This window comes from Pseudocitrobacter sp. 2023LY-00077, assembly GCF_055796175.1.
In genome coordinates this window covers 57,027-79,209 of record NZ_JBSPEI010000005.1, presented here as the reverse complement: position 1 = coordinate 79,209, position 22,183 = coordinate 57,027, and the positions used below count along the sequence as shown (strand labels likewise).

The window sequence follows — 22,183 nt, the reverse complement described above, 5'->3', positions numbered from 1 at the left end:
AAGGATTAAAAACAATGAGTAATGCTGTCACTTCCGTGGCAACCTGTTACGGCCCGGTGAGCACCGAATTTATTGAGAAGGCGGCGAAAATTCGCCTGCTGATCCTCGACGTCGATGGCGTGCTGTCCGATGGCCTGATTTACATGGGGAATAACGGCGAAGAGCTGAAAGCGTTTAACGTGCGTGATGGCTACGGTATTCGCTGCGCCCTGACGTCCGGAATCGAAGTTGCCATTATTACCGGGCGAAAAGCTAAACTGTTAGAAGACCGCTGTGATACGTTAGGAATTACCCATCTTTATCAAGGGCAATCCGATAAACTTATCGCCTATCGCGAGCTGCTCGGCAAGCTCGGTTTGCAGGCCGATGAAGTCGCTTATGTGGGTGACGATCTCATCGACTGGCCGGTCATGGCGGAAGTGGGTTTAAGCGTTGCGGTCAATGACGCGCATCCGCTGTTGCTGCCGCGTGCGGATTACGTCACCCGTATTGCCGGTGGGCGCGGCGCGGTCCGCGAAGTGTGCGATCTCCTGTTGCTGGCGCAAGGGAAGTTAGAGGAAGCCAAAGGGCAATCGATATGAGTAAAACCAGACGTTGGGTTATTATCCTGCTTTCGCTTGCGGCACTCGTCCTCATTGGCGTGAATCTGGCCAGCAATGATGATGAAGGTCAGGCGGTGGTTAACACCAACGACCCAACTTATAAAAGCGAACATACCGATACGGTGGTCTACAGCCCTGAAGGCGCGTTGAATTATCGGTTAATCGCAGAACACGTCGAGTATTTTTCCGACGAAGCTGTCTCGTGGTTTACCCAGCCGCGACTGACCACGTTTGACACCGATAAAGTGCCAACCTGGTCAATCAAAGCCGATAAAGCGAAGCTGACAAACGATCGCATGCTGTACCTTTACGGTCACGTTGAAGTTAACGCACTGACCCCTGACGCGCAATTGCGCAAAATTACGACGGATAACGCCCAGATCAACCTGGTCACCCAGGATGTTACCTCTGATGATTTGGTGACGTTATACGGAACGACATTTAATTCCAGCGGCCTGAAAATGCGCGGCAATTTACGCAGCAAGAACGCCGAGCTGATTGAAAAGGTTAGAACCTCCTATGAAATTCAGAACAAACAAACTCAGCCTTAAGCTGGCGCTCGCCGGTTCTCTGCTGGCAGCCAGCCTGCCGGCACTGGCACTGACTGGTGATACTGACCAGCCGATTCATATTGAATCCGATCAGCAGTCGCTGGATATGCAGGGCAATATCGTGACCTTTACCGGCAACGTTATTGTGACCCAGGGCAGTATCAAAATTAACGCCGACAAGGTGGTGGTGACCCGTCCTGGCGGCGAAAAAGGCAAAGAAGTGATCGACGGCTACGGTAACCCGGCGACCTTCTACCAGATGCAGGACAACGGCAAACCGGTGAAAGGCCACGCCGCCAAAATGCACTATGAACTGCAAAGTGATTTCGTGGTACTGACCGGTAACGCGTATCTGGAACAGGTCGACAGCAACATCAAGGGCGACAAAATCACTTACCTGGTTAAAGAACAGAAAATGCAGGCGTTTAGCGAAAAAGGTAAACGCGTAACGACCGTTCTGGTTCCGTCCCAGTTGCAGGACAAAAACAAAGACCAGGCTCCGGCACAGAAGAAGAGTAACTAATTCGTTATGGCGACATTAACTGCAAAGAACCTGGCTAAAGCCTACAAAGGCCGCCGCGTGGTAGAGGATGTCAGTCTGACCGTCAACTCCGGTGAGATTGTGGGCCTGCTTGGGCCGAACGGCGCGGGTAAAACCACCACCTTCTACATGGTGGTCGGTATCGTGCCGCGCGATGCGGGCAATATCATTATTGATGACGAAGATATCAGCCTGCTGCCGCTGCACGCCCGTGCGCGCCGCGGGATTGGCTATCTGCCGCAGGAAGCGTCCATTTTCCGTCGTCTGAGCGTATACGACAACCTGATGGCCGTGCTGCAAATTCGCGACGATCTCACCAGCGAACAGCGCGAAGACCGCTGTAATGAGCTGATGGAAGAGTTCCACATCGAACACCTGCGCGACAACATGGGTCAATCGCTGTCCGGGGGCGAACGCCGCCGCGTAGAGATCGCCCGCGCGCTGGCCGCAAATCCGAAATTTATCCTGCTGGATGAACCGTTTGCGGGCGTTGACCCGATCTCCGTTATCGATATCAAACACATCATTGAGCACCTGCGCGACAGCGGTCTCGGCGTGTTAATCACTGACCACAACGTCCGCGAAACGCTGGCGGTGTGTGAGCGTGCGTATATCGTCAGCCAGGGGCAGCTTATCGCCCACGGCACCCCGACAGAGATCTTACAAGACGAACATGTTAAACGTGTGTATCTTGGGGAAGACTTCAGACTCTGATAGGGTAGAAGCATGAGAGAGGTTAGCCGGAGATTATCGCACTGAACATGAAGCAAGGTTTGCAATTAAGGCTCAGCCAACAGCTCGCCATGACGCCACAGCTGCAACAGGCTATTCGCTTGTTACAGCTGTCGACGCTGGAACTGCAGCAGGAACTTCAGCAAGCGCTGGAGAGTAATCCCCTGCTTGAGCAAACCGATATTCATGAAGAAATCGATGCCAAAGAGACGCCGGATAACGAAACGTTAGACAGCGCCGACGCGCTCGAACAGAAAGATATGCCGGAAGAGCTGCCGCTCGATGCCAGCTGGGATGAAATCTACACCGCCGGAACGCCCTCAGGCACTGGCGCAGATTACCAGGACGACGAACTGCCGGTCTATCAGGGCGAAACCACCCAGTCTCTTCAGGATTACCTGATGTGGCAGGTGGAACTCACGCCGTTTACCGATACCGACCGGGCGATAGCCACCTCCATCGTCGACGCCGTTGACGATACCGGTTATCTGACCGTCCCGCTGGAAGATATCCGCGAGAGCATGGGCGATGACGAAATCGGTCTGGATGAAGTCGAAGCGGTGCTTAAACGGATCCAGCGATTTGACCCGGTGGGCGTCGCCGCCCGCGATCTCCGCGATTGCCTGCTTATTCAGCTCTCTCAGTTTGCCAAAGAAACCCCCCGCCTCGCCGAAGCCCGTCTGATCATCAGCGACCATCTCGATCTGCTTGCCAACCACGATTTCCGATCGTTAATGCGCGTCACGCGTCTGAAAGAAGACGTGTTGAAAGAAGCGGTGGATCTGATTCAGTCACTGGATCCGCGTCCGGGTCAGTCGATCCAGACTGGCGAGCCGGAGTACGTTATCCCTGATGTGCTGGTACGCAAAGTCAGTGGCCGCTGGGTGGTGGAACTCAACGCCGACAGCATTCCACGTTTGCAAATTAATCAGCACTACGCGGGCATGTGTAACAACGTCCGTAACGACGCCGACAGCCAGTTTATTCGCAGTAATCTGCAGGATGCGAAGTGGCTGATTAAAAGCCTTGAGAGCCGCAACGACACGTTGCTGCGCGTCAGCCGCTGCATCGTTGAGCAGCAGCAGGCGTTTTTTGAGTCCGGCGAAGAGTATATGAAACCGATGGTGCTGGCGGATATCGCCCAGACCGTCGAGATGCACGAGTCCACGATTTCACGCGTGACTACGCAGAAGTATTTGCATAGCCCGCGCGGTATTTTTGAGCTTAAGTATTTCTTCTCAAGCCATGTGAATACCGAGGGTGGCGGCGAAGCCTCATCCACGGCGATTCGCGCGCTGGTGAAGAAATTGATTGCCGCGGAAAATCCCGCGAAACCACTGAGCGACAGTAAGCTGACCTCCATGCTCTCCGATCAGGGTATCATGGTGGCCCGTCGAACCGTTGCGAAGTACCGAGAGTCTTTATCCATTCCGCCGTCTAACCAGCGTAAACAACTGGTGTGACTCAACTGATAAGGAAGACACTATGCAGCTCAACATCACTGGACACAACGTCGAAATCACTGAAGCCCTGCGCGATTTCATCAACACGAAATTCGTGAAGCTGGAACAGTATTTTGAGAGGATCAATCAGGTCTATATTGTGTTAAAAGTGGAGAAATTGACGCACATCTCGGATGCGACCCTGCATGTTAACGGGGGCGAACTTCATGCCAGCGCGGAAGGGCAGGACATGTATGCCGCTATTGATCTGTTGATCGACAAACTGGCGCGGCAGCTTAATAAACATAAAGATAAACTGAAACAACACTAATTGTCCGGGCGGTCGCCCGATGCCGGTAAAGTGTCGGGCGATGCTTAGGTGAAATTATGATAAATAACGATTCGGCTCTACAACTGAGCAATGTGCTTAACCAGGAATGTACCCGCAGTGCTGTTCACTGCCAGAGTAAAAAACGTGCGCTGGAAATCATCAGTGAACTGGCGGCAAAGCAGTTAGGTCTGCCTCCTCAGGTGGTGTTTGAAGCGATTCTCACCCGCGAGAAAATGGGCAGTACCGGTATTGGCAATGGCATCGCCATTCCACACGGTAAGCTGGAAGAAGATACGCTGCGCGCCGTGGGCGTTTTTGTGCAGCTTGAAACGCCTATCGCGTTCGACGCCATCGACAATCAGCCTGTCGACCTGCTGTTTGCTCTGCTGGTGCCTGCGGACCAAACCAAAACGCACTTACATACGCTTTCACTGGTGGCGAAACGTCTGGCGGATAAAACTATCTGCCGCCGCCTGCGCTCAGCGCAGAGTGACGAAGAGCTTTATCAAATCATCACCGAAACGGAAAACAGTGATGAAGCGTAAGGGAAATGAGTTCGTACTGAGGAGAAACGGTACATGGTACTGATGATCGTCAGCGGCCGCTCAGGCTCGGGTAAATCCGTGGCCTTACGGGCGCTGGAAGATATGGGGTTCTACTGTGTGGACAACCTGCCGGTAGTCCTGCTGCCAGAGCTGGCGAAAACGCTGGCCGACCGGGAGATCTCCGCCGCCGTCAGTATCGACGTGCGTAACATGCCGGAGTCGCCGGAAATCTTCGAAAAAGCGATGGAAAATCTGCCGGACGCATTTTCTCCACAGTTGCTGTTCCTCGATGCCGATCGCAATACGCTGATCCGTCGTTACAGCGACACGCGCCGTCTGCACCCGCTTTCCAGCAAAAACCTGTCACTGGAGAGCGCAATCGACAAAGAGAGCGACCTGCTGGAGCCGCTGCGCTCACGCGCGGACCTTATCGTCGATACCTCCGAGATGTCGGTACACGAGCTGGCAGAAATGCTGCGTACCCGCCTGCTGGGCAAACGCGAGCGCGAACTGACGATGGTGTTTGAATCCTTCGGCTTCAAGCACGGTATTCCTATCGATGCGGATTACGTCTTCGACGTACGCTTCCTGCCAAACCCGCACTGGGATCCAAAACTGCGCCCAATGACCGGCCTCGATAAACCGGTTGCCGCGTTCCTCGACAGGCATACGGAAGTCCATAACTTTATCTACCAGACCCGCAGCTATCTTGAGCTATGGTTACCTATGCTGGAAACCAATAACCGTAGCTATCTGACTGTGGCGATTGGCTGTACCGGCGGTAAACACCGTTCGGTGTATGTCGCCGAACAACTGGCTGACTACTTCCGCTCTCGCGGTAAGAACGTGCAGTCTCGTCACCGGACGCTGGAAAAACGTAAATCATGACCGTAAAGCAAACCGTTGAAATCACCAACAGGCTGGGCATGCACGCCCGGCCAGCGATGAAGCTGTTTGAACTGATGCAAGGTTTTGATGCGGAAGTACTGCTGCGCAACGACGAAGGCACAGAGGCGGAAGCCAATAGTGTGATTGCGCTGTTGATGCTGGACTCCGCCAAAGGACGCCAGATTGAAGTGGAAGCCTCCGGCCCGCAGGAAGTCGAAGCGCTGGCCGCGGTTATTGCGCTGTTTGAATCTGGGTTTGATGAAGATTAAGTAGTCTCCCTTCCCCATGCCGGATGGCGGCTTCGCCTTATCTGGCCTACGAAAAGCTCCTCTACCGTAAAAACGCCATTTGGCGTTTTTTTTTATTATCCCTGTACAATTTGTGCGCTTTTTAGTCCAGGATTAACCTTAAGAAAACCTTAACAAGGTTCGTTTATGTTTCATTTAAGTTTGGTGTCGATACTGGTCAATTGTCAGCAAATAATTCCAGGAGCGCGTCATGTTACATTTATCGGATCACACCCCCCTGGGCACCGGAAGACATCGTAAATGTTATGCGCATCCGGATGATGCCCAACGCTGCATCAAAATCGTCTACAACAACGACGATGGCGGCGATAAAGAGACTAAGCGAGAGTTGGGCTACTACGCGCATCTCAATCGCTATCTGAAGGACTGGAGCGGTATTCCTCGCTATTACGGCACCGTTGAGACCGACTGCGGAACAGGTTACGTCTATGACGTGATCAGCGACTTTGACGGTAAACCGTCTATCACCTTAAAACAGTTTGCTGCGGAGTGTCGCTACGAAGAAGATCTGGTTGTGCTGCGTCAGATCCTGCGCTCGTTGAAGAAGTACATCACCGAAAACCACATTGTGACCATGACGCTGAAACCAGCCAATATTCTGTGCCATCGCATCAGCGAATCGGAAGTGGTGCCGGTTATCTGCGACAACATCGGCGAATCAACCTTTATTCCACTGGCCACCTGGTCAAAATGGTTCTGTCGTCGTAAGCAGGAGCGTCTGTGGGAACGTTTTATTGCCCAGCCGGTACTGGCAGCTGCACTGAATAACAGCAAGCCGCGCGAAGAGCGCAGCACGCTGGAGCTCTCTTCTCGCAAAGCTTAATGCAGTTGGTGGCGGGTCATGAAGGATTCGCCGCCGAGCTGACGCATCTGCCGCAGTATCCACGCCTGGCGGCTACGCACGTAGCCTGAAGGGGCATCTGCTTTAAAGCGAATAGGGTTCGGTAGTACAGCGGCTAACAGCGCCGCTTCCGACATGGTCAGCCTGCTGGCGGATTTATGGAAATAGCGTTGAGCAGCGGCTTCTACGCCAAAGGTGCCCTCGCCAAACTCAGCGATATTCAGGTAAACGGTCAGAATACGTTTCTTACTCCAGACGGTTTCAACGCCTACCGTCAACCCTGCTTCCAGCCCTTTACGCAACCAGCTACGGCCATCCCACAGCAGCAGGTTTTTCGCTGTCTGCTGCGACAACGTCGACGCACCGCGAATGCGGTTTTCGTTGCGTTCGTTATGCGAAAGTGCCTTTTCGATCGCCTGAACATCGAACCCCCAGTGCTCCGGGAATTTCTGATCTTCGGCAGCGATCACCGCCAGTCCCATCCACGGCGAGATTTCATCCATGCTGACCCAGTCGGAATGCGCCACATAATGAAAATCGCCGCTCAGCCAGGCGTTTAGCTGGCGCTCGACCATCACCGCAGAAAAGGGCACTGGCACAAAGCTGAACAGTGCGATACCGCCGCCCCAGAACAGCGCCAGCAGTAGCGCGACGCGCCAGACGATACGTTTTATCCACGCCAGCGGTGAAACGCGCTTGCTCATTCAGCCAGAACCAGCACGCGCGCCACCAGCTTCTCAATGCCCTCGGCAGCTTCAGCAATGTTCTGCGCCAGCATATAAGCCGGCGTAGTCACCACTTTGTTGTCTTCATCAACAACGATGTCATCCACCGGGCACGGCACATGCTCCGCGCCCATCTCTTCCAGCACTTCTGCCGTGTCGATATCCGTGCCGATGGTAATGCGCAGCGGGAAATCAAAAATCTTCGGTAACATCGCCGGGGCGATACACATAAAGCCGAGCGGTTTTCCCGCCTGATGCATTGCCTGCGCCAGCGCTTTCAGATGCGCATCAACCTCGCACGCCGCGCCCTGCGTGGCAAAGTTAGAGAGGTTTTTCGCCGCGCCAAAACCGCCGGGCACAATCAGCGCATCCAGCTCTTCCGCCTGTGCGCTGGCGAGCGGACGTACATCACCGCGCGCAATGCGCGCAGACTCGATCAGCACATTGCGGCTTTCACCCATCGCTTCTCCCGAGAGATGATCCACAACATCGAACTGGCGCTTATCCGGCGCAAAGCACACGGCCTGCGCGCCGCTACGGGCAATGGCCAGCAGCGTAATGGTGGCTTCGTGAATTTCAGACCCGTCATAGACACCGCAGCCGCTTAAAATAACGCCAACTTTTTTCATGATGCTTATCCCTCGCTGTAACTGACTGAAGATTATTACTATTTCTGATTAACTCGCTATGCTTCACATATTTTGCTGATTCATGTAACAAATGTTTCAAGTTTTGCTATCTTAATCTGCGTGCAATCGTATTCATCAGGTTGTGTCTTACTAAATTCCTATTACATCTTATGGCGCAGCCACGATTTCCCTGGTGTTGGCGCAGTGTTCGCGCACCCCGGTTTAGCCGGGGTCATTTTTTTTCAGCGCTCGCCACCCAGGATTTAAGCACCGCGACATCGTGCTGCCACTCGGTTTTCATCTCTTCAACCCATTCACCGACGTTATCCCACCAGGCCGGTAAATCAGGCGACTGGATCTGCTGCCCCAGTTGCTGCAGATGACGCAGGCCCACGGAACCCGCCGCGCCCTTGATTTTGTGCCCTTCCTCGACAATGCCTTTCTGATCGCGTGCAGTCAGATTCGATTCCAGCACCGCCAGATATCCCGGCATCATCTTCTCAAAGACGGCCAGACCGTCGGTAATCAGCTTCGGCCCTACCAGTTCGATGTACTGCTCCAGCATCGGAATATCCAGTAACTGCTGTGATTTACCCTGTTCAGTTGGCATTGCGGTACTCTCCTCGTCGTCGGCGGTGTCCCAGAATTTTTTGATCATCGCGGTGAGGGCCGGTACTGATAACGGCTTGCTCAGCACATCATCCATCCCCGCTTCCAAATACTCTTTTTTATCTTTCAGCACGTTAGCCGTCAATGCCACCAGCGGCGGCAGATCATCAGCGGCGAATTTCTGTTTTAACTCGCGAGAAATATCCAGCCCGGTCATATCCGGCAGTTGAATATCCAGCAGTACCAGGTCGTATTCGCCTGGCGTAAACATCTCCAGCGCCGCCTTCCCGGTCATCGCCACGTCAACGCTGTTGCCCAGTTTTTCCAGTACCGAGCGGGCGACAATGACGTTCAGTTCGATATCTTCCACCAGCAGCACGTTGAGCGCCGGCAACGGCATATCGTCGTCGTCCAGCGTATCTTCAACTTCGTCGGCAACGGCAGGCGCGTGGACGGTCAGAATAAAGGTTGAGCCCTGGCCTGGGTTACTGGTGACTTCAATATCGCCGCCCATGTCGCGCGCCAGACGGCGCGAAACGGCCAGTCCAATCCCGGTGCCAGTTGCCGGTTTACCGCCCTGGCTGTCTTTCACCTGGTAGTACATGGCGAAGATTTTATCCTGCTCTTCCTGCGGAATACCGATACCGGAGTCGGCCACTTCAAAGTGCAGCATATCGCCTTCGTCGTAACGGATGCGCACTTCAACCTTGCCCTGCTGGGTAAATTTCACCGCATTGCTGATGAGATTCCACAGGATCTGACGCAGGCGCGTACCGTCGGTAATCACTTTATGCGGCAGCGGCAAGCTCGGTTCCATGACGAAGCGCAGCCCTTTCTGTTGCGCCTGCAAGCCGGAGAGGTTTTCTAAATCGGAGAGAAAGCCGGTAAAGTCGATAGTCTGGTTATCCAGCTGAACTTTACGGCGCTCCATTTTATCCATATCGATGATATCGTTGAAGATATTGCCCAACGTTACCGCAGAAACATGGATAGTTTTCAGGTATTTTTCCTGTTCGGCGGTCAGGTCGGTATCAAGCAGAATGCGGCTGAGGCCAACGATGCCGTTAAGCGGCGTACGCAGTTCATGGCTGATGGTGGAGATAAAGGTGGTCTTATCGCGGCTGGCGCGCTCCAGAGCGTCCTGATAACGCTTACGCTCGGTAATGTCGCGGCCAAAGCCCATCAGGCCGTGGCGCTTACCGACACGATCGTAATAAGGCACTTTACGGATTTCAAAGCAGGCTTTGCGGCCGTCCGGGTAATCCAGCCACTGTTCATAGGTGAGCGAGACGTTATGACGGAACACTTTCTCATCGGTTTCCAGCACTTTCGCCGCGGCTTCCGGCGAGTAAACGTCTTCCGGGTGCAGGTTTACAAGCTGCTTTTCACTCTTACCGGTTAACAGCTCCATCGCCCGGTTACAGCCAGAAAACTCTTTATCTTCATTGCGATAGAAGACCAGGTCTGGTGAGGCATCGAGGAACGAGCGCAGGAAGGAGGATTGCTGCTCGAGGCGGATTTGCGTCTCTTCACGCTCCTTCATCTCGACCTTCAGCTGCTCAAGCGTAGTTTCACGCTCGGCTTCCGCCTTTTCACGATCGCTGATTTCCTGGTTGAGCTGCGAGATGTTGTCTTTGAGTTGAACGTTAAGTTTGAGATCGCGCTCGCGCATCTCTTCGAGCTTCTCCACCAGCTTCGATAAGCGCTGGCGAGATTCTTCCAGTTGCTCAACCACCACCGATAAAAAGTAGACCGCCCACGGCGTAATCAACAGACCAAAGAAGATAGAGCGGATCACATCAATGCTTTCAACCTGGCCGTGCAGCACCATGGTTACGGCCATCTGCACCACAATGGCCAGCACCACCAGCGCAAGGGCCAATAGCATTGAAAAGCGCACCAGACCCAGCTTCATCATCAGGTCGACGTAATACTGCGCCAGTAAACGGATTTGCTTCATAGGGGGTTCCTTCACGTCATCGTCGCTCAATAATACCCAATTCTGAGCAATGCGTTGAAGGTTGTGTGAAAAATGGTGAGTTGTGCGGTCTTTGTGCCCTCACCCTAACCCTCTCCCACAGGGAGAGGGGACCGATCGCATGCGTGTTAATGTTCTGCGCTGGTTTTCTCCCTCTCCCTGTGGGAGAGGGTCGGGGTGAGGGGTTGCACCCACCCTCGCCCCAGCGCCGATCCCTGTACCCCATGTTCATTCAAATACTTATCCAGCTCCACCATCCCGGTCCAGCGGTTTTCGCACCACAGTGGCGCGAGCAGCGTCGGGCGACGCGCGCTGGCGGAAATGCGGTGGTAAATCACCTCGGGTGGCGTGTGGCGAATCATCTCACCGGCCGTCACGGTGTAATCATCCAGCTCAATACCGCTTAAGCGCCCCGCTTCCCAGGCCTTCGCCATAATGCTGCCCTTCACGATATGCAGCGGATGCAGTTTAATGCCGTCCACGCCGGTCTCCACCACACGTTCCAGAGTTTGCAGACATTCACTCGCCCCTTCGCCCGGCAGGCCGACAATCAGGTGCGAACAGACCTTCAGCCCGCGTTCGCGCGCCAGTCGCGTCGTGTTCTGATAGCACGCAAAATCATGCCCCCGGTTGATGCGATGCAGCGTTTTATCGTGCGCGGTTTGTAGCCCCAGCTCCAGCCACACCTCATAACCCTGGTCTTTATATTCGCTGAGCAAGTCGAGCACCGCTTCCGGCACGCAGTCCGGACGCGTACCCACGCACAGACCCACGATATTGGCCTGACTGACTGCCTGCTGATACATGGAACGCAGCACCTGCACTTCCGCAAAGGTACTGGTATAAGCCTGGAAATAGGCAAGATAGCGTTTGGCGCGATTCACCAGGCTGGCCTGATGTTCAAGCTGCTCGGCAATCGAGCGGTACTGCTGCGCTTCGTCGGCAAAAGAGGCAACATTGCAAAATGTGCAGCCGCCCCGGCCAATAGTGCCATCACGATTCGGGCAGCTAAACCCGCCATGCAGCGTCAATTTATGGACCTTTTCGCCATAGCGACGCGCAAGATCCCCACCAAACATATTGACTAATTTTTGTAACTGCATAATCTGATAGACCGGCCTGTAGAAATGGGCCAAGCCTGCCATTTTTAGTCTCGATCGGCGATGACCTGGATCAATCGCCCGGTAGACCTTTATCTTATTGCATAACAACTCAAAATAAATGCAATTTCATTCACCGCCAAACCGATTACTTTTGCTTATATACGCCGCTTATTTTGCAATAATCCGCCTCTCGTAGAAAAACAGAGTGATCCTATACCCGCACAACCATTGCCAGTGTTATGTGCTACTTTAAGCGGCAAATTCAGCACAGGCCGTTTATCACAGCGCTTCCAGACAGTGAGACAGATCACACTCCATCGGCCCCCATTTCGTGGTTAATACAATGTAAAAAATGAACAAAAACCATAATTATCATTGAATTAAGCCATCTATAGCACATTTTCAGATAAATAAGTTTGCCATTTGACCTGTCTACGGATTCCCGATAAGTTGGAAATCCGCTGGAAGCTTTCTGGATGAGCACTCAGCTCATCATATTTATGCAGTAATTGAGATTCCCTCTGAAGCAAGTCCTCAAACTTGTTTTACCTGCGCGAAAAGGCAAAAGAGGGCGAATGCGAGATTGGTCATTGAACGACCCAATCCCGTCGCCATGCTCTTTCTGCGCCCGTGCGCAATCGGTGTCGGAGTGAGTCACGTAGAGCCTGGGGAGGTTCACTGATATGTTGTACGATAAATCCCTTGAGAGGGATAACTGTGGTTTCGGCCTGATCGCCCACATAGAAGGCGAACCTAGCCACAAGGTAGTGCGTACCGCCATACACGCACTGGCCCGCATGCAGCACCGTGGGGCAATCCTCGCCGATGGTAAAACCGGTGACGGTTGCGGCCTGTTGCTGCAAAAACCGGATCGTTTCTTCCGCATTGTGGCGGAAGAGCGCGGCTGGCGTTTAGCCAAAAACTACGCCGTTGGTATGCTGTTCCTCAATCAGGACCCGGACAAAGCCGCCGCATCACGCCGCATCGTTGAAGAAGAACTGCAACGTGAAACGCTCTCTATTGTTGGCTGGCGCGATGTGCCGACCAATGAAGGCGTGCTCGGTGAAATCGCCCTCTCCTCGCTGCCCCGTATTGAGCAAATTTTTGTTAATGCCCCGGCTGGCTGGCGCCCGCGCGATATGGAACGCCGTCTGTTCATCGCCCGTCGCCGCATTGAACAACGCCTGGTGGAAGACAAAGAGTTCTACGTCTGTAGCCTGTCTAACCTGGTTAATATCTATAAAGGTCTGTGTATGCCGGCGGATTTGCCGCGCTTCTACCTGGACCTCGCGGACCTGCGTCTGGAATCGGCCATCTGCCTGTTCCACCAGCGCTTCTCCACCAATACCGTGCCGCGCTGGCCGCTGGCGCAGCCGTTCCGCTATCTGGCGCACAACGGTGAAATCAACACCATTACCGGTAACCGTCAGTGGGCGCGCGCGCGTACCTATAAATTCCAGACACCGCTGATCCCTGACCTGCACGACGCCGCACCGTTCGTTAACGAAACCGGCTCTGACTCCAGCTCAATGGATAACATGCTCGAACTGCTGCTGGCAGGCGGGATGGATATCGTGCGTGCAATGCGTCTTCTGGTTCCGCCAGCCTGGCAGAACAACCCGGATATGGACCCGGAGCTGCGAGCGTTCTTCGACTTTAACTCCATGCACATGGAGCCGTGGGATGGCCCGGCGGGCATCGTGATGTCCGATGGTCGCTACGCGGCCTGTAACCTTGACCGTAACGGCCTGCGCCCGGCGCGCTACGTCATAACCAAAGACAAGCTCATCACCTGTGCATCGGAAGTCGGGATCTGGGATTATCAGCCCGACGAAGTGATGGAAAAAGGCCGCGTTGGGCCGGGCGAGCTGATGGTGATCGACACCCGCAGCGGCCGCATTCTGCACTCTGCCGAAACCGATAACGATCTGAAAAGCCGCCACCCGTACAAAGAGTGGATGGAGAAAAACGTCCGCCGTCTGGTGCCGTTTGAAGATCTGCCGGACGAAGAGGTCGGCAGCCGCGTGATGGACGATGACACGCTCGCCAGCTACCAGAAACAGTTTAACTACAGCGCGGAAGAGCTGGATTCGGTTATCCGCGTGCTGGGCGAAAACGGCCAGGAAGCGGTCGGTTCAATGGGCGATGACACCCCGTTTGCCGTGCTCTCCAGCCAGCCGCGCATTATTTACGACTACTTCCGTCAGCAGTTTGCGCAGGTGACTAACCCGCCAATCGATCCGCTGCGTGAAGCGCACGTCATGTCGCTGGCGACCAGCATTGGCCGCGAGATGAACGTATTTTGCGAAGCAGAAGGCCAGGCGCATCGCCTGAGCTTCAAATCGCCAATCCTGCTGTTCTCTGATTTCAAACAGCTCACCACGATTGCAGATGAGCACTATCGCGCAGACACCCTCGATATCACTTACGACGCGACTGAAACCTCGCTTGAAGCGACGGTAAAAGCGCTGTGCGATAAAGCCGAAGAGATGGTGCGTAACGGCACCGTTCTGCTGGTGCTCTCTGACCGCAACATCGCCAAAAATCGTCTGCCGGTTCCGGCACCGATGGCGGTTGGCGCTATTCAGGCGCGCCTGGTCGATAAGAGCCTGCGCTGCGATGCCAACATCATCGTCGAAACCGCCAGCGCCCGCGACCCGCACCACTTTGCCGTGCTGCTGGGCTTTGGCGCGACGGCTATCTACCCGTATCTCGCCTACGAAACGCTGGCGAAACTGGTCGATACCAAAGCGATTGATAAAGCGTATCGCACCGTGATGCTGAACTACCGTAACGGCATCAACAAAGGTCTGTACAAAATCATGTCCAAAATGGGCATCTCAACCATCGCCTCTTACCGCTGCTCCAAACTGTTTGAAGCGGTCGGCCTGCACGATGATGTGGTTGAGCAATGCTTCCAGGGCGTGGTCAGCCGCATCGGCGGCGCAAACTTTGACGACTTCCAGCAGGATCTGCTGAACCTGTCGAAACGTGCCTGGCTGGCGCGTAAACCGATTAGCCAGGGCGGCCTGCTGAAGTACGTGCACGGCGGTGAATATCACGCCTATAACCCGGACGTGGTGCGCACCCTGCAACAGGCCGTTCAAAGCGGCGAGTACAGCGACTATCAGGAATACGCGAAGCTGGTCAACGAGCGTCCGGCGGCAACGCTGCGCGATCTGCTGGCTATCACGCCAGGTAGCGACGCCGTCAGCATTGATGAGGTTGAACCGGCAAGCGATCTGTTTAAACGCTTCGATACCGCAGCGATGTCTATCGGCGCATTGAGCCCGGAAGCACATGAAGCGCTGGCGGAAGCGATGAACAGCATCGGCGGCAACTCTAACTCCGGTGAAGGCGGTGAAGACCCGGCGCGTTACGGCACCAACAAGGTATCGCGCATCAAGCAGGTGGCTTCCGGCCGCTTCGGCGTCACGCCAGCGTACCTTGTCAATGCCGATGTCATTCAGATTAAAGTCGCTCAGGGCGCGAAACCGGGCGAAGGCGGTCAGTTACCGGGTGATAAAGTCACCCCGTACATCGCCAAACTGCGCTATTCGGTGCCGGGCGTGACGTTAATCTCCCCGCCGCCGCACCACGATATTTACTCTATCGAGGACTTAGCGCAGCTGATTTTCGACCTGAAACAGGTCAACCCGAAAGCGATGATCTCCGTGAAGCTGGTTTCCGAACCGGGCGTCGGCACTATCGCCACGGGCGTGGCGAAAGCCTATGCCGATTTAATCACCATCGCCGGTTATGACGGCGGTACGGGGGCAAGCCCGCTGTCGTCAGTGAAATATGCAGGCTGCCCGTGGGAACTCGGTCTGGTGGAAACCCAGCAGGCGCTGGTGGCGAACGGCTTGCGTCATAAAATTCGTTTGCAGGTCGATGGCGGCCTGAAAACCGGCGTCGATATCATCAAAGCAGCGATTCTCGGCGCGGAAAGCTTCGGCTTTGGCACCGGCCCGATGGTGGCGCTGGGCTGTAAATATCTGCGTATTTGCCACCTGAACAACTGCGCAACGGGTGTTGCAACTCAGGACGAAAAACTGCGTAAGAACCACTATCACGGCCTGCCGTTCAAAGTGACCAACTACTTTGACTTTATCGCCCGTGAAACCCGCGAGCTGATGGCGCAGCTTGGCGTGACGCGTCTGGTCGATCTGATTGGCCGTACCGACCTGCTCAAAGAGCTGGATGGTTTCACCGCCAAACAGCAGAAGCTGGAACTGTCTCGCCTGCTGGAGACCGCCGAGCCACATCCTGGCAAAGCGTTGTACTGCACCGAGACCAACCCGCCGTTCGATAACGGAGTGCTGAATGCGCAACTGCTGCAACAGGCGAAATCGTTTGTCGATGAGCGCCAGAGCAAAACCTTCTGGTTCGATATTCGCAATACCGATCGCTCCGTGGGCGCGTCGCTCTCCGGCTATATCGCGCAAACGCACGGCGACCAGGGTCTGGCTGCCGATCCGATTAAAGCACACTTCAGCGGCACCGCAGGCCAGAGCTTCGGCGTCTGGAACGCGGGCGGCGTAGAGCTGTACCTGACCGGCGATGCCAACGACTACGTCGGTAAAGGCATGGCGGGCGGCCTGATTGCCATTCGTCCTCCGGTTGGCTCCGCCTTCCGCAGCCATGAAGCGAGCATTATCGGCAACACCTGCCTGTACGGCGCGACCGGTGGTCGTCTGTATGCCGCAGGCCGCGCGGGTGAACGTTTCGGCGTGCGTAACTCTGGCGCTATCACCGTGGTAGAAGGCATTGGCGACAACGGTTGTGAATATATGACCGGCGGTATCGTCTGTATTCTGGGTAAAACCGGCGTTAACTTCGGCGCAGGCATGACCGGCGGCTTCGCCTACGTTCTGGATGAAAGCGGCGATTTCCGCAAACGCGTCAACCCGGAACTGGTAGAAGTGCTGGACGTTGACTCTCTGGCAATCCATGAAGAGCACCTGCGCGGGCTGATTACCGAGCACGTACAGTTAACCGGTTCCCAGCGCGGCGAAGAGATTCTGGCTAACTGGCCGGCATTCTCTGCCAAATTTGCTCTGGTTAAGCCGAAGTCCAGCGATGTCAAAGCACTGTTGGGTCACCGTAGTCGTAGCGCAGCTGAGCTGCGCGTGCAGGCGCAGTAAGGGGTCATCATGAGTCAGAACGTTTATCAATTTATCGACCTGCAACGCGTTGATCCCGCTAAGAAAGCGTTAAAGATCCGCAAGATTGAGTTTGTTGAAATTTACGAGCCGTTTTCAGAAGGTCAGGCCAAGGCGCAGGCCGATCGCTGTCTCTCGTGCGGCAACCCGTACTGTGAATGGAAATGTCCGGTACACAACTACATCCCGAACTGGCTGAAGCTTGCCAACGAGGGGCGTATTTTTGAAGCGGCAGAACTGTCGCATCAAACCAACACCCTGCCGGAAGTGTGTGGGCGCGTCTGCCCACAGGACCGTCTGTGTGAAGGTTCCTGTACCCTGAACGACGAGTTCGGCGCAGTGACTATCGGCAACATCGAACGCTATATCAACGATAAAGCGTTCGAGATGGGATGGCGCCCGGATATGTCTGGTGTGAAGCAAACCGGCAAAAAAGTGGCAATTATCGGCGCGGGCCCGGCGGGCCTGGCATGTGCTGATGTGCTGACGCGCAACGGCGTAAAAGCGGTCGTGTTCGATCGTCATCCGGAAATCGGCGGCCTGCTGACCTTCGGTATTCCGGCCTTTAAGCTGGAAAAAGAGGTGATGACCCGCCGCCGCGAAATCTTCACCGGTATGGGCATTGAGTTCAAACTGAATACCGAAGTGGGTCGTGACGTGCAGCTTGAAACTCTGCTGAGTGATTACGACGCAGTGTTCCTCGGCGTCGGCACCTATCAGTCGATGCGCGGCGGTCTGGAAAACGAAGATGCCTCTGGCGTGTTTGATGCGCTGCCGTTCCTGATTGCCAATACCCGTCAAATCATGGGCTTTGGTGAGAACAAAGACGAGCCGTACATCAACATGGAAGGCAAACGCGTGGTGGTGCTTGGCGGTGGCGACACGGCGATGGACTGCGTGCGTACTTCCGTGCGTCAGGGCGCAACGCACGTCACCTGTGCCTATCGTCGTGACGAAGAGAACATGCCAGGCTCACGCCGCGAAGTGAAAAACGCGCGTGAAGAAGGCGTTGAGTTCCAGTTCAACGTGCAGCCGCTGGGCATTGAAGTGAATGCTAACGGCAAGGTGAGCGGCGTGAAAATGGCGCGCACCGAGATGGGCCAACCGGATGCGAAAGGCCGCCGTCGTGCGGAAATCGTTCCTGGCTCCGAGCACGTGGTTCCGGCAGATGCGGTGGTGATGGCGTTTGGTTTCCGCCCGCACAGCATGGAATGGCTGGCGAAACACAGCGTCGAGCTGGATTCTCAGGGCCGCATCATCGCCCCGGAAGGTCACGAAAATGCCTTCCAGACCAGCAACCCGAAAATCTTTGCCGGTGGCGATATCGTCCGCGGCTCAGACCTGGTCGTGACCGCCATCGCCGAAGGCCGTAAAGCGGCTGACGGCATTATGAACTGGCTGGAAGTGTAAGCCCTGCCTCGGCGTCGCCTGCCTGGAAAGGAAGGCGGCAACAGGAAATTTGGCAGACAGTGTCTGCCAAATCAGATTGCTGAAAAAGTGCACTTTGTTTTTGCCGGATGCGGCGTAACCGCCTTATCCGGCCTACAAAACACTCCATATTCAATGCATTGCGGAAATCTTGTAGGCCGGATAAGCGCCAGCGCCATCCGGTTTTTTTTAACGTGCGAGCATGCTGGCGCGGACTTTAACCACCGTTTTTTTGATATCTCGCGATAGCGCCACGGTACACCCCGGTTTATGCGGCTCTCCCGGCATAAACACGGCGAACATTCCCGGTTTTAACGTCACCGCTTGCTCATCCTCGATGGCAGAGCAAAGCTGATAATCTTCATCAGCATGCAACTCTTCGCACTGCCGTGCCGCCCCTGCCACACCGAACAAAATCTGCTCTTCACCCATCAGCAAGAGCTGGATATCCACATACTGCACATGCAGCTCAGCTTTCTTGCTCTCGGCAGGCTGAGTGGAAAATTCCATCACATTCATAAAGATATCGTCACCGCGCAGTTCATAGCGCCCCGGCGCTTTTTCCTGTGGTCGCGCGGTTAATGAAAGCGTAAGCGCCTCGACCAGCACGGGATGTAACCCCGTTGCGTTCAGCGCCTGAATATCCCCTGTTACCATGATTTTTCTCCCTGGGCCAGCAGCGCGGCCCCCAGTAATCCGGCGTCATGCCGATAATGCGCCGATTGTAATGTGACCTGATAAACGTCAGGTTCCTGCGCCAGGCAGGCCTCCACTCGCGCTAAATATCCTTCCGCCAGCCCAACGCTGCCGCCAATGACTACACACTGACAATCCGTCGTCGCTTTTACATCGGCGATGAGTCTCGCCAGCGTATGCGCCGAGCGGTGAATGAGTTGCGTTGCCTGTTCATTGCCCTGTCCCGCGCGAGTGAAAATTGTTCTGGCGTCACATCCGGCGAGTTCCCCCTGAGCCGCTGCGGCAATCCCGCGCCCTGAAGCAATGGCTTCTACGCAGCCCCGACGACCACAGCCGCACATCGGCCCGTTAGGATCGGCCAGCGTATGCCCCAGATGCCCGGCCAGACCGCCCGTTCCGGCGATCAGGTTGCCGCGGCTTATCACACCGCCCCCCACGCCCGTGGAGACGGTGAGGAAAACCATGTCACGATAATCGCCATGCAGGGCATGATATTCCGCCCACGCCGCTGCCTGCGCGTCATTCACTGCCAATGTCGGCAGCCCGGTTATCGCTTCCAGCGTCTTCGTGAGCGGAAAATTCAGCAAGCCGCCCAGATTAAGCGGGTTAATCGCCAGCAGCACGCCATCGCGAATAATCCCGGTTGAGGCGATGGCCACCCGCGTGGCGCGAGGGAAAAGCGGCTCAACCAGCGTTTGCAAAGCGTCGCGTAGCGCATCCGGCGTCTTGCTCGCCGGTGTGGGTAGCTCGCGACGTTCCAGCAGGTTCAGCGCATCATCCACCAGGGCGGCTGCCAGTTTGGTGCCACCGATATCAATCGCCAGCGTGGTCATAGCACCGCCTTTTTTAACGCCGTGTTGTACCACTGGCAGATGTGTTCAAGACGTGTGATAGCAGAACCGACCGTGACCGCCCACGCGCCGTGGCGCATCGCCTCAGCCGCCTGCGCAGGGGTGTTGTAGCGCCCTTCGGCAATCACCCGGCAGCCTGCGTCACTTAAGGATTTCACCAGTGTGAAGTCTGGCTCTTCCGGTGTCTGCGGCGTGGTGTAGCCCGAAAGCGTGGTGCCGATAATGTCTGCGCCCAGACGCTGACAGGCCATACCGTCTTCAAATGTTGAGCAATCGGTCATCGCCAGCAAACCGTGCTGGTGAATCTGTGCCAGAAGCGCTTCTACGCCCGCCGGGCGCACGCGGTCCGTGCCATCGACGGCGATGATATCGGCCCCGGCCTGTGCCAGTGCATCGACATCTTCCAGGAAAGGCGTGATACGTACCGGTGAGTCATCAAGGTCACGTTTGAGGATGCCAATAATCGGGATGGACACGAGCGCGCGAGTGGCGCGTAAATTCGCTACGCCTTCAATGCGCAGTGCAACTGCCCCTGCCTGTTCCGCCGCCAGCGCCATCGCGGCGACAATGTCAGGTTTATCCAGCGGGCTATCAGGGACGGGCTGGCAGGAGACAATCAGCCCGCCAGATTGCGCAATGTTGTTATTCAGCTGTTCAAGTAAAGACATCATCATATCCTCGGAGAAGCGCCCGGCCTGCGCCGGGCTCCCTGGTTAACTTTTACTTTTCACTAATCCGCTTTTATCGCCGCCAAACGGTACGGCTCCACTGAACGGTTTACCGTCGATCGCATCGTGTGTGCGCAGCGCTTCAGGGCGGATCCAGCGTTGAACGCGCGTGGGCATATCAAGGCCGATCAGCAGGATCACCACAAAGGTCAGGCTGAAGGAGAGCGAGCCCAGCGCGGTTCCCAGATCCAGCCGTTGGGCGATCAACGCACCGAGGATCGGAGCCAGCGCGCCGCCTAACGCACCGACGTTGTAGGTAAAGCCCAGCCCTGCCGCACGTTGATCCGTTTCGAAATACCCCCCGATCAGTTTCGGTAAGATCCCCGAGATCCCCTGCCCCAGCATTTGCTGGAAGAAGAGCAGGAAACCGAGCACCCACACGCTGGAGCCGCCGATCGCAAACACCGGGATGATCAATAACTGCGAGGCCAGCAGGCTACAGACATACGCTTTACGCGTACCCAACCAGTCGCCAAGGAAACCACCCACGCAGCAGCCTACTGCCGCACCAAATCCACTGAAGAACAGGACGTTCGCCACGGTGTGCGGGTCATAGGCCAGCTCGGTTTTCAGATAGGTCGGCAGCAGCGCCTGAATTGGCCACGAGTAGAGGAAAGCAAACAGCACGACCACCATCAGCATCACGCCGGTCGGCCAGCGTTTGCCACTGCTTTGCACCATAAAACTGATGAAGATAATCGCGCACACCAGGCCCAGCAGCGCCACCAGCCCGGCAATGCGCGCTTCACCGGCGAAGCAGTACCACAGCGATGCACCGGCGACGCAGGTCATGATGATGTTCATTACCCGATACCGGCCGCGATAGAGAATATCGACCATCGTACGTACCGGGGCTTTGCCTTCGTGTTTCGCTTTCCAGTCTTCCGCTTCCGGGATGTTTTTACGTAACCACAGCGCAAAGACGATTGGCACGATGCCGATGAAAAACAGCGCGCGCCAGCCCCAGACGGGCACCACCAGGCTGTAAACCTGTGCCGCGATGACAGCACCGACGGAGAAGCCGGAAATCAGGAAGCCGCTGGCTTTATTACGTAGCTGTTTTGGCCAGCTTTCAATGACATAGGTTGCGCTGGAGCCGTATTCCCCCGCCATCCCCATGCCGATCACAAGACGGGCGATAAACAGGGAGGTGTAGCCCGGCGCAAAGCCGCAGGCGAGCGTTCCCGCCGAGAAGAGAATGATACTGGTGACCATTGCCAGGCGGCGACCATAGCGATCCCCCATTGCGCCAAGCATCAGGCCGCCGAACCAGCGAGAGATAAAGGCGGCGGAGATCAGGCTTGCCGCCTGAACCGTGGTTAAACCGAATTCACCCTGCACTTCGGTTAACACCAGGGCGATTAAGACAAAATCAAAACCATCAAGCAAATACCCCAACCAGGCGGCGGAAAATGCCCGCCATTGTGCCCGGTTGAGATGGCGATACCACGGGATGTTCTGGGTTGTTGTACTCATGGTGAGTCTCCCGCGGT

Annotated in this window: 20 protein-coding genes; 12 read left to right on the top strand and 8 right to left on the bottom strand. The window is 55.5% G+C overall.

Features of this window, described 5'->3' with window-relative positions; all coding sequences use genetic code 11:
* Window positions 1–14: 14 nt before the first annotated feature.
* From kdsC to yrbL, 10 genes are all read left to right on the top strand, one after another.
* Entirely contained in the window at window positions 15–581 is a 567-nt protein-coding gene (gene kdsC / locus ACWWFX_RS08295) for a 3-deoxy-manno-octulosonate-8-phosphatase KdsC (RefSeq protein WP_108474958.1), read from the top strand.
* Complete coding sequence (lptC, locus tag ACWWFX_RS08290; RefSeq protein WP_473223577.1) at window positions 578–1,153, top strand: LPS export ABC transporter periplasmic protein LptC; 576 nt, start codon at window positions 578–580, stop codon at window positions 1,151–1,153. The genes kdsC and lptC overlap by 4 nt, the downstream gene beginning before the upstream one ends.
* Window positions 1,122–1,676, top strand: a complete 555-nt coding sequence (gene lptA, locus ACWWFX_RS08285; protein WP_015962826.1) for a lipopolysaccharide ABC transporter substrate-binding protein LptA — start codon at window positions 1,122–1,124, stop codon at window positions 1,674–1,676. Before lptC ends, lptA begins: the two co-directional genes overlap by 32 nt.
* 6 nt (window positions 1,677–1,682) lie before the next feature.
* Window positions 1,683–2,408: an LPS export ABC transporter ATP-binding protein gene (gene lptB / locus ACWWFX_RS08280; protein WP_015962825.1), complete on the top strand. Its 726-nt coding sequence runs from the start codon at window positions 1,683–1,685 to the stop codon at window positions 2,406–2,408.
* Between the two features lie 47 nt (window positions 2,409–2,455).
* Window positions 2,456–3,889: an RNA polymerase factor sigma-54 gene (gene rpoN / locus ACWWFX_RS08275; protein WP_149463999.1), complete on the top strand. Its 1,434-nt coding sequence runs from the start codon at window positions 2,456–2,458 to the stop codon at window positions 3,887–3,889.
* A 22-nt stretch (window positions 3,890–3,911) separates the two neighbouring features.
* Entirely contained in the window at window positions 3,912–4,199 is a 288-nt protein-coding gene (gene hpf / locus ACWWFX_RS08270) for a ribosome hibernation promoting factor (RefSeq protein WP_149464000.1), read from the top strand.
* 56 nt (window positions 4,200–4,255) lie between these two features.
* Window positions 4,256–4,744 carry a PTS IIA-like nitrogen regulatory protein PtsN gene (gene ptsN / locus ACWWFX_RS08265; protein ID WP_015962822.1) on the top strand — a complete coding sequence of 163 codons (489 nt, stop codon included), beginning with the start codon at window positions 4,256–4,258 and terminating at the stop codon, window positions 4,742–4,744.
* A 33-nt stretch (window positions 4,745–4,777) separates the two neighbouring features.
* Entirely contained in the window at window positions 4,778–5,632 is an 855-nt protein-coding gene (rapZ, locus tag ACWWFX_RS08260; protein WP_015962821.1) for an RNase adapter RapZ, read from the top strand.
* On the top strand, window positions 5,629–5,901 hold the full coding sequence (gene npr / locus ACWWFX_RS08255; RefSeq protein ID WP_015962820.1) for a PTS phosphocarrier protein NPr: 273 nt from the start codon (window positions 5,629–5,631) through the stop codon (window positions 5,899–5,901). The genes rapZ and npr overlap by 4 nt, the downstream gene beginning before the upstream one ends.
* A 229-nt stretch (window positions 5,902–6,130) precedes the next feature.
* Window positions 6,131–6,763 (top strand): PhoP regulatory network protein YrbL, encoded by a 633-nt coding sequence (gene yrbL, locus ACWWFX_RS08250; RefSeq protein ID WP_276220990.1) that lies wholly within the window; start codon window positions 6,131–6,133, stop codon window positions 6,761–6,763.
* Here yrbL and mtgA read toward each other — a convergent pair.
* The 4 genes from mtgA to mnmL all read right to left on the bottom strand — a co-directional run bounded on the left by mtgA (window position 6,760) and on the right by mnmL (window position 11,825).
* Window positions 6,760–7,485 carry a monofunctional biosynthetic peptidoglycan transglycosylase gene (mtgA, locus tag ACWWFX_RS08245; protein ID WP_473223576.1) on the bottom strand — a complete coding sequence of 242 codons (726 nt, stop codon included), beginning with the start codon at window positions 7,483–7,485 and terminating at the stop codon, window positions 6,760–6,762. The two genes, yrbL and mtgA, sit on opposite strands and share 4 nt — an antisense overlap.
* A complete protein-coding gene (gene elbB, locus ACWWFX_RS08240) occupies window positions 7,482–8,135 on the bottom strand; it encodes an isoprenoid biosynthesis glyoxalase ElbB (protein WP_473223575.1) in 654 nt (217 codons plus the stop codon). The genes mtgA and elbB overlap by 4 nt, the downstream gene beginning before the upstream one ends.
* Window positions 8,136–8,367: 232 nt before the next feature.
* On the bottom strand, window positions 8,368–10,704 hold the full coding sequence (arcB, locus tag ACWWFX_RS08235; protein ID WP_473223574.1) for an aerobic respiration two-component sensor histidine kinase ArcB: 2,337 nt from the start codon (window positions 10,702–10,704) through the stop codon (window positions 8,368–8,370).
* A 146-nt stretch (window positions 10,705–10,850) separates the two neighbouring features.
* Complete coding sequence (mnmL, locus tag ACWWFX_RS08230) at window positions 10,851–11,825, bottom strand: tRNA modification radical SAM protein MnmL/YtqA (protein ID WP_473223573.1); 975 nt, start codon at window positions 11,823–11,825, stop codon at window positions 10,851–10,853.
* Between the two features lie 683 nt (window positions 11,826–12,508).
* On the opposite strand from mnmL, the gene gltB reads away from it, so the two are divergent.
* Both gltB and gltD read left to right on the top strand, forming a co-directional pair.
* Window positions 12,509–16,969, top strand: a complete 4,461-nt coding sequence (gene gltB / locus ACWWFX_RS08225; RefSeq protein WP_473223572.1) for a glutamate synthase large subunit — start codon at window positions 12,509–12,511, stop codon at window positions 16,967–16,969.
* 9 nt (window positions 16,970–16,978) lie between these two features.
* Window positions 16,979–18,397 carry a glutamate synthase subunit GltD gene (gltD, locus tag ACWWFX_RS08220; RefSeq protein WP_015962813.1) on the top strand — a complete coding sequence of 473 codons (1,419 nt, stop codon included), beginning with the start codon at window positions 16,979–16,981 and terminating at the stop codon, window positions 18,395–18,397.
* A gap of 207 nt (window positions 18,398–18,604) precedes the next feature.
* On the opposite strand, the gene nanQ is transcribed toward gltD, so the two are convergent.
* Genes nanQ through ACWWFX_RS08200 form a run of 4 tightly spaced genes read right to left on the bottom strand, consistent with a single transcriptional unit; the run spans window position 18,605 to window position 22,166 of the window.
* Entirely contained in the window at window positions 18,605–19,072 is a 468-nt protein-coding gene (nanQ, locus tag ACWWFX_RS08215) for an N-acetylneuraminate anomerase (protein WP_473223571.1), read from the bottom strand.
* Window positions 19,066–19,944 carry an N-acetylmannosamine kinase gene (gene nanK / locus ACWWFX_RS08210; RefSeq protein ID WP_473223570.1) on the bottom strand — a complete coding sequence of 293 codons (879 nt, stop codon included), beginning with the start codon at window positions 19,942–19,944 and terminating at the stop codon, window positions 19,066–19,068. Before nanK ends, nanQ begins: the two co-directional genes overlap by 7 nt.
* Window positions 19,941–20,630, bottom strand: a complete 690-nt coding sequence (locus ACWWFX_RS08205) for an N-acetylmannosamine-6-phosphate 2-epimerase (protein WP_276221117.1) — start codon at window positions 20,628–20,630, stop codon at window positions 19,941–19,943. The genes nanK and ACWWFX_RS08205 overlap by 4 nt, the downstream gene beginning before the upstream one ends.
* Before the next feature lie 45 nt (window positions 20,631–20,675).
* Window positions 20,676–22,166 carry a sialate:H+ symport family MFS transporter gene (locus tag ACWWFX_RS08200; RefSeq protein WP_473223569.1) on the bottom strand — a complete coding sequence of 497 codons (1,491 nt, stop codon included), beginning with the start codon at window positions 22,164–22,166 and terminating at the stop codon, window positions 20,676–20,678.
* Between the last annotated feature and the right edge of the window lie 17 nt (window positions 22,167–22,183).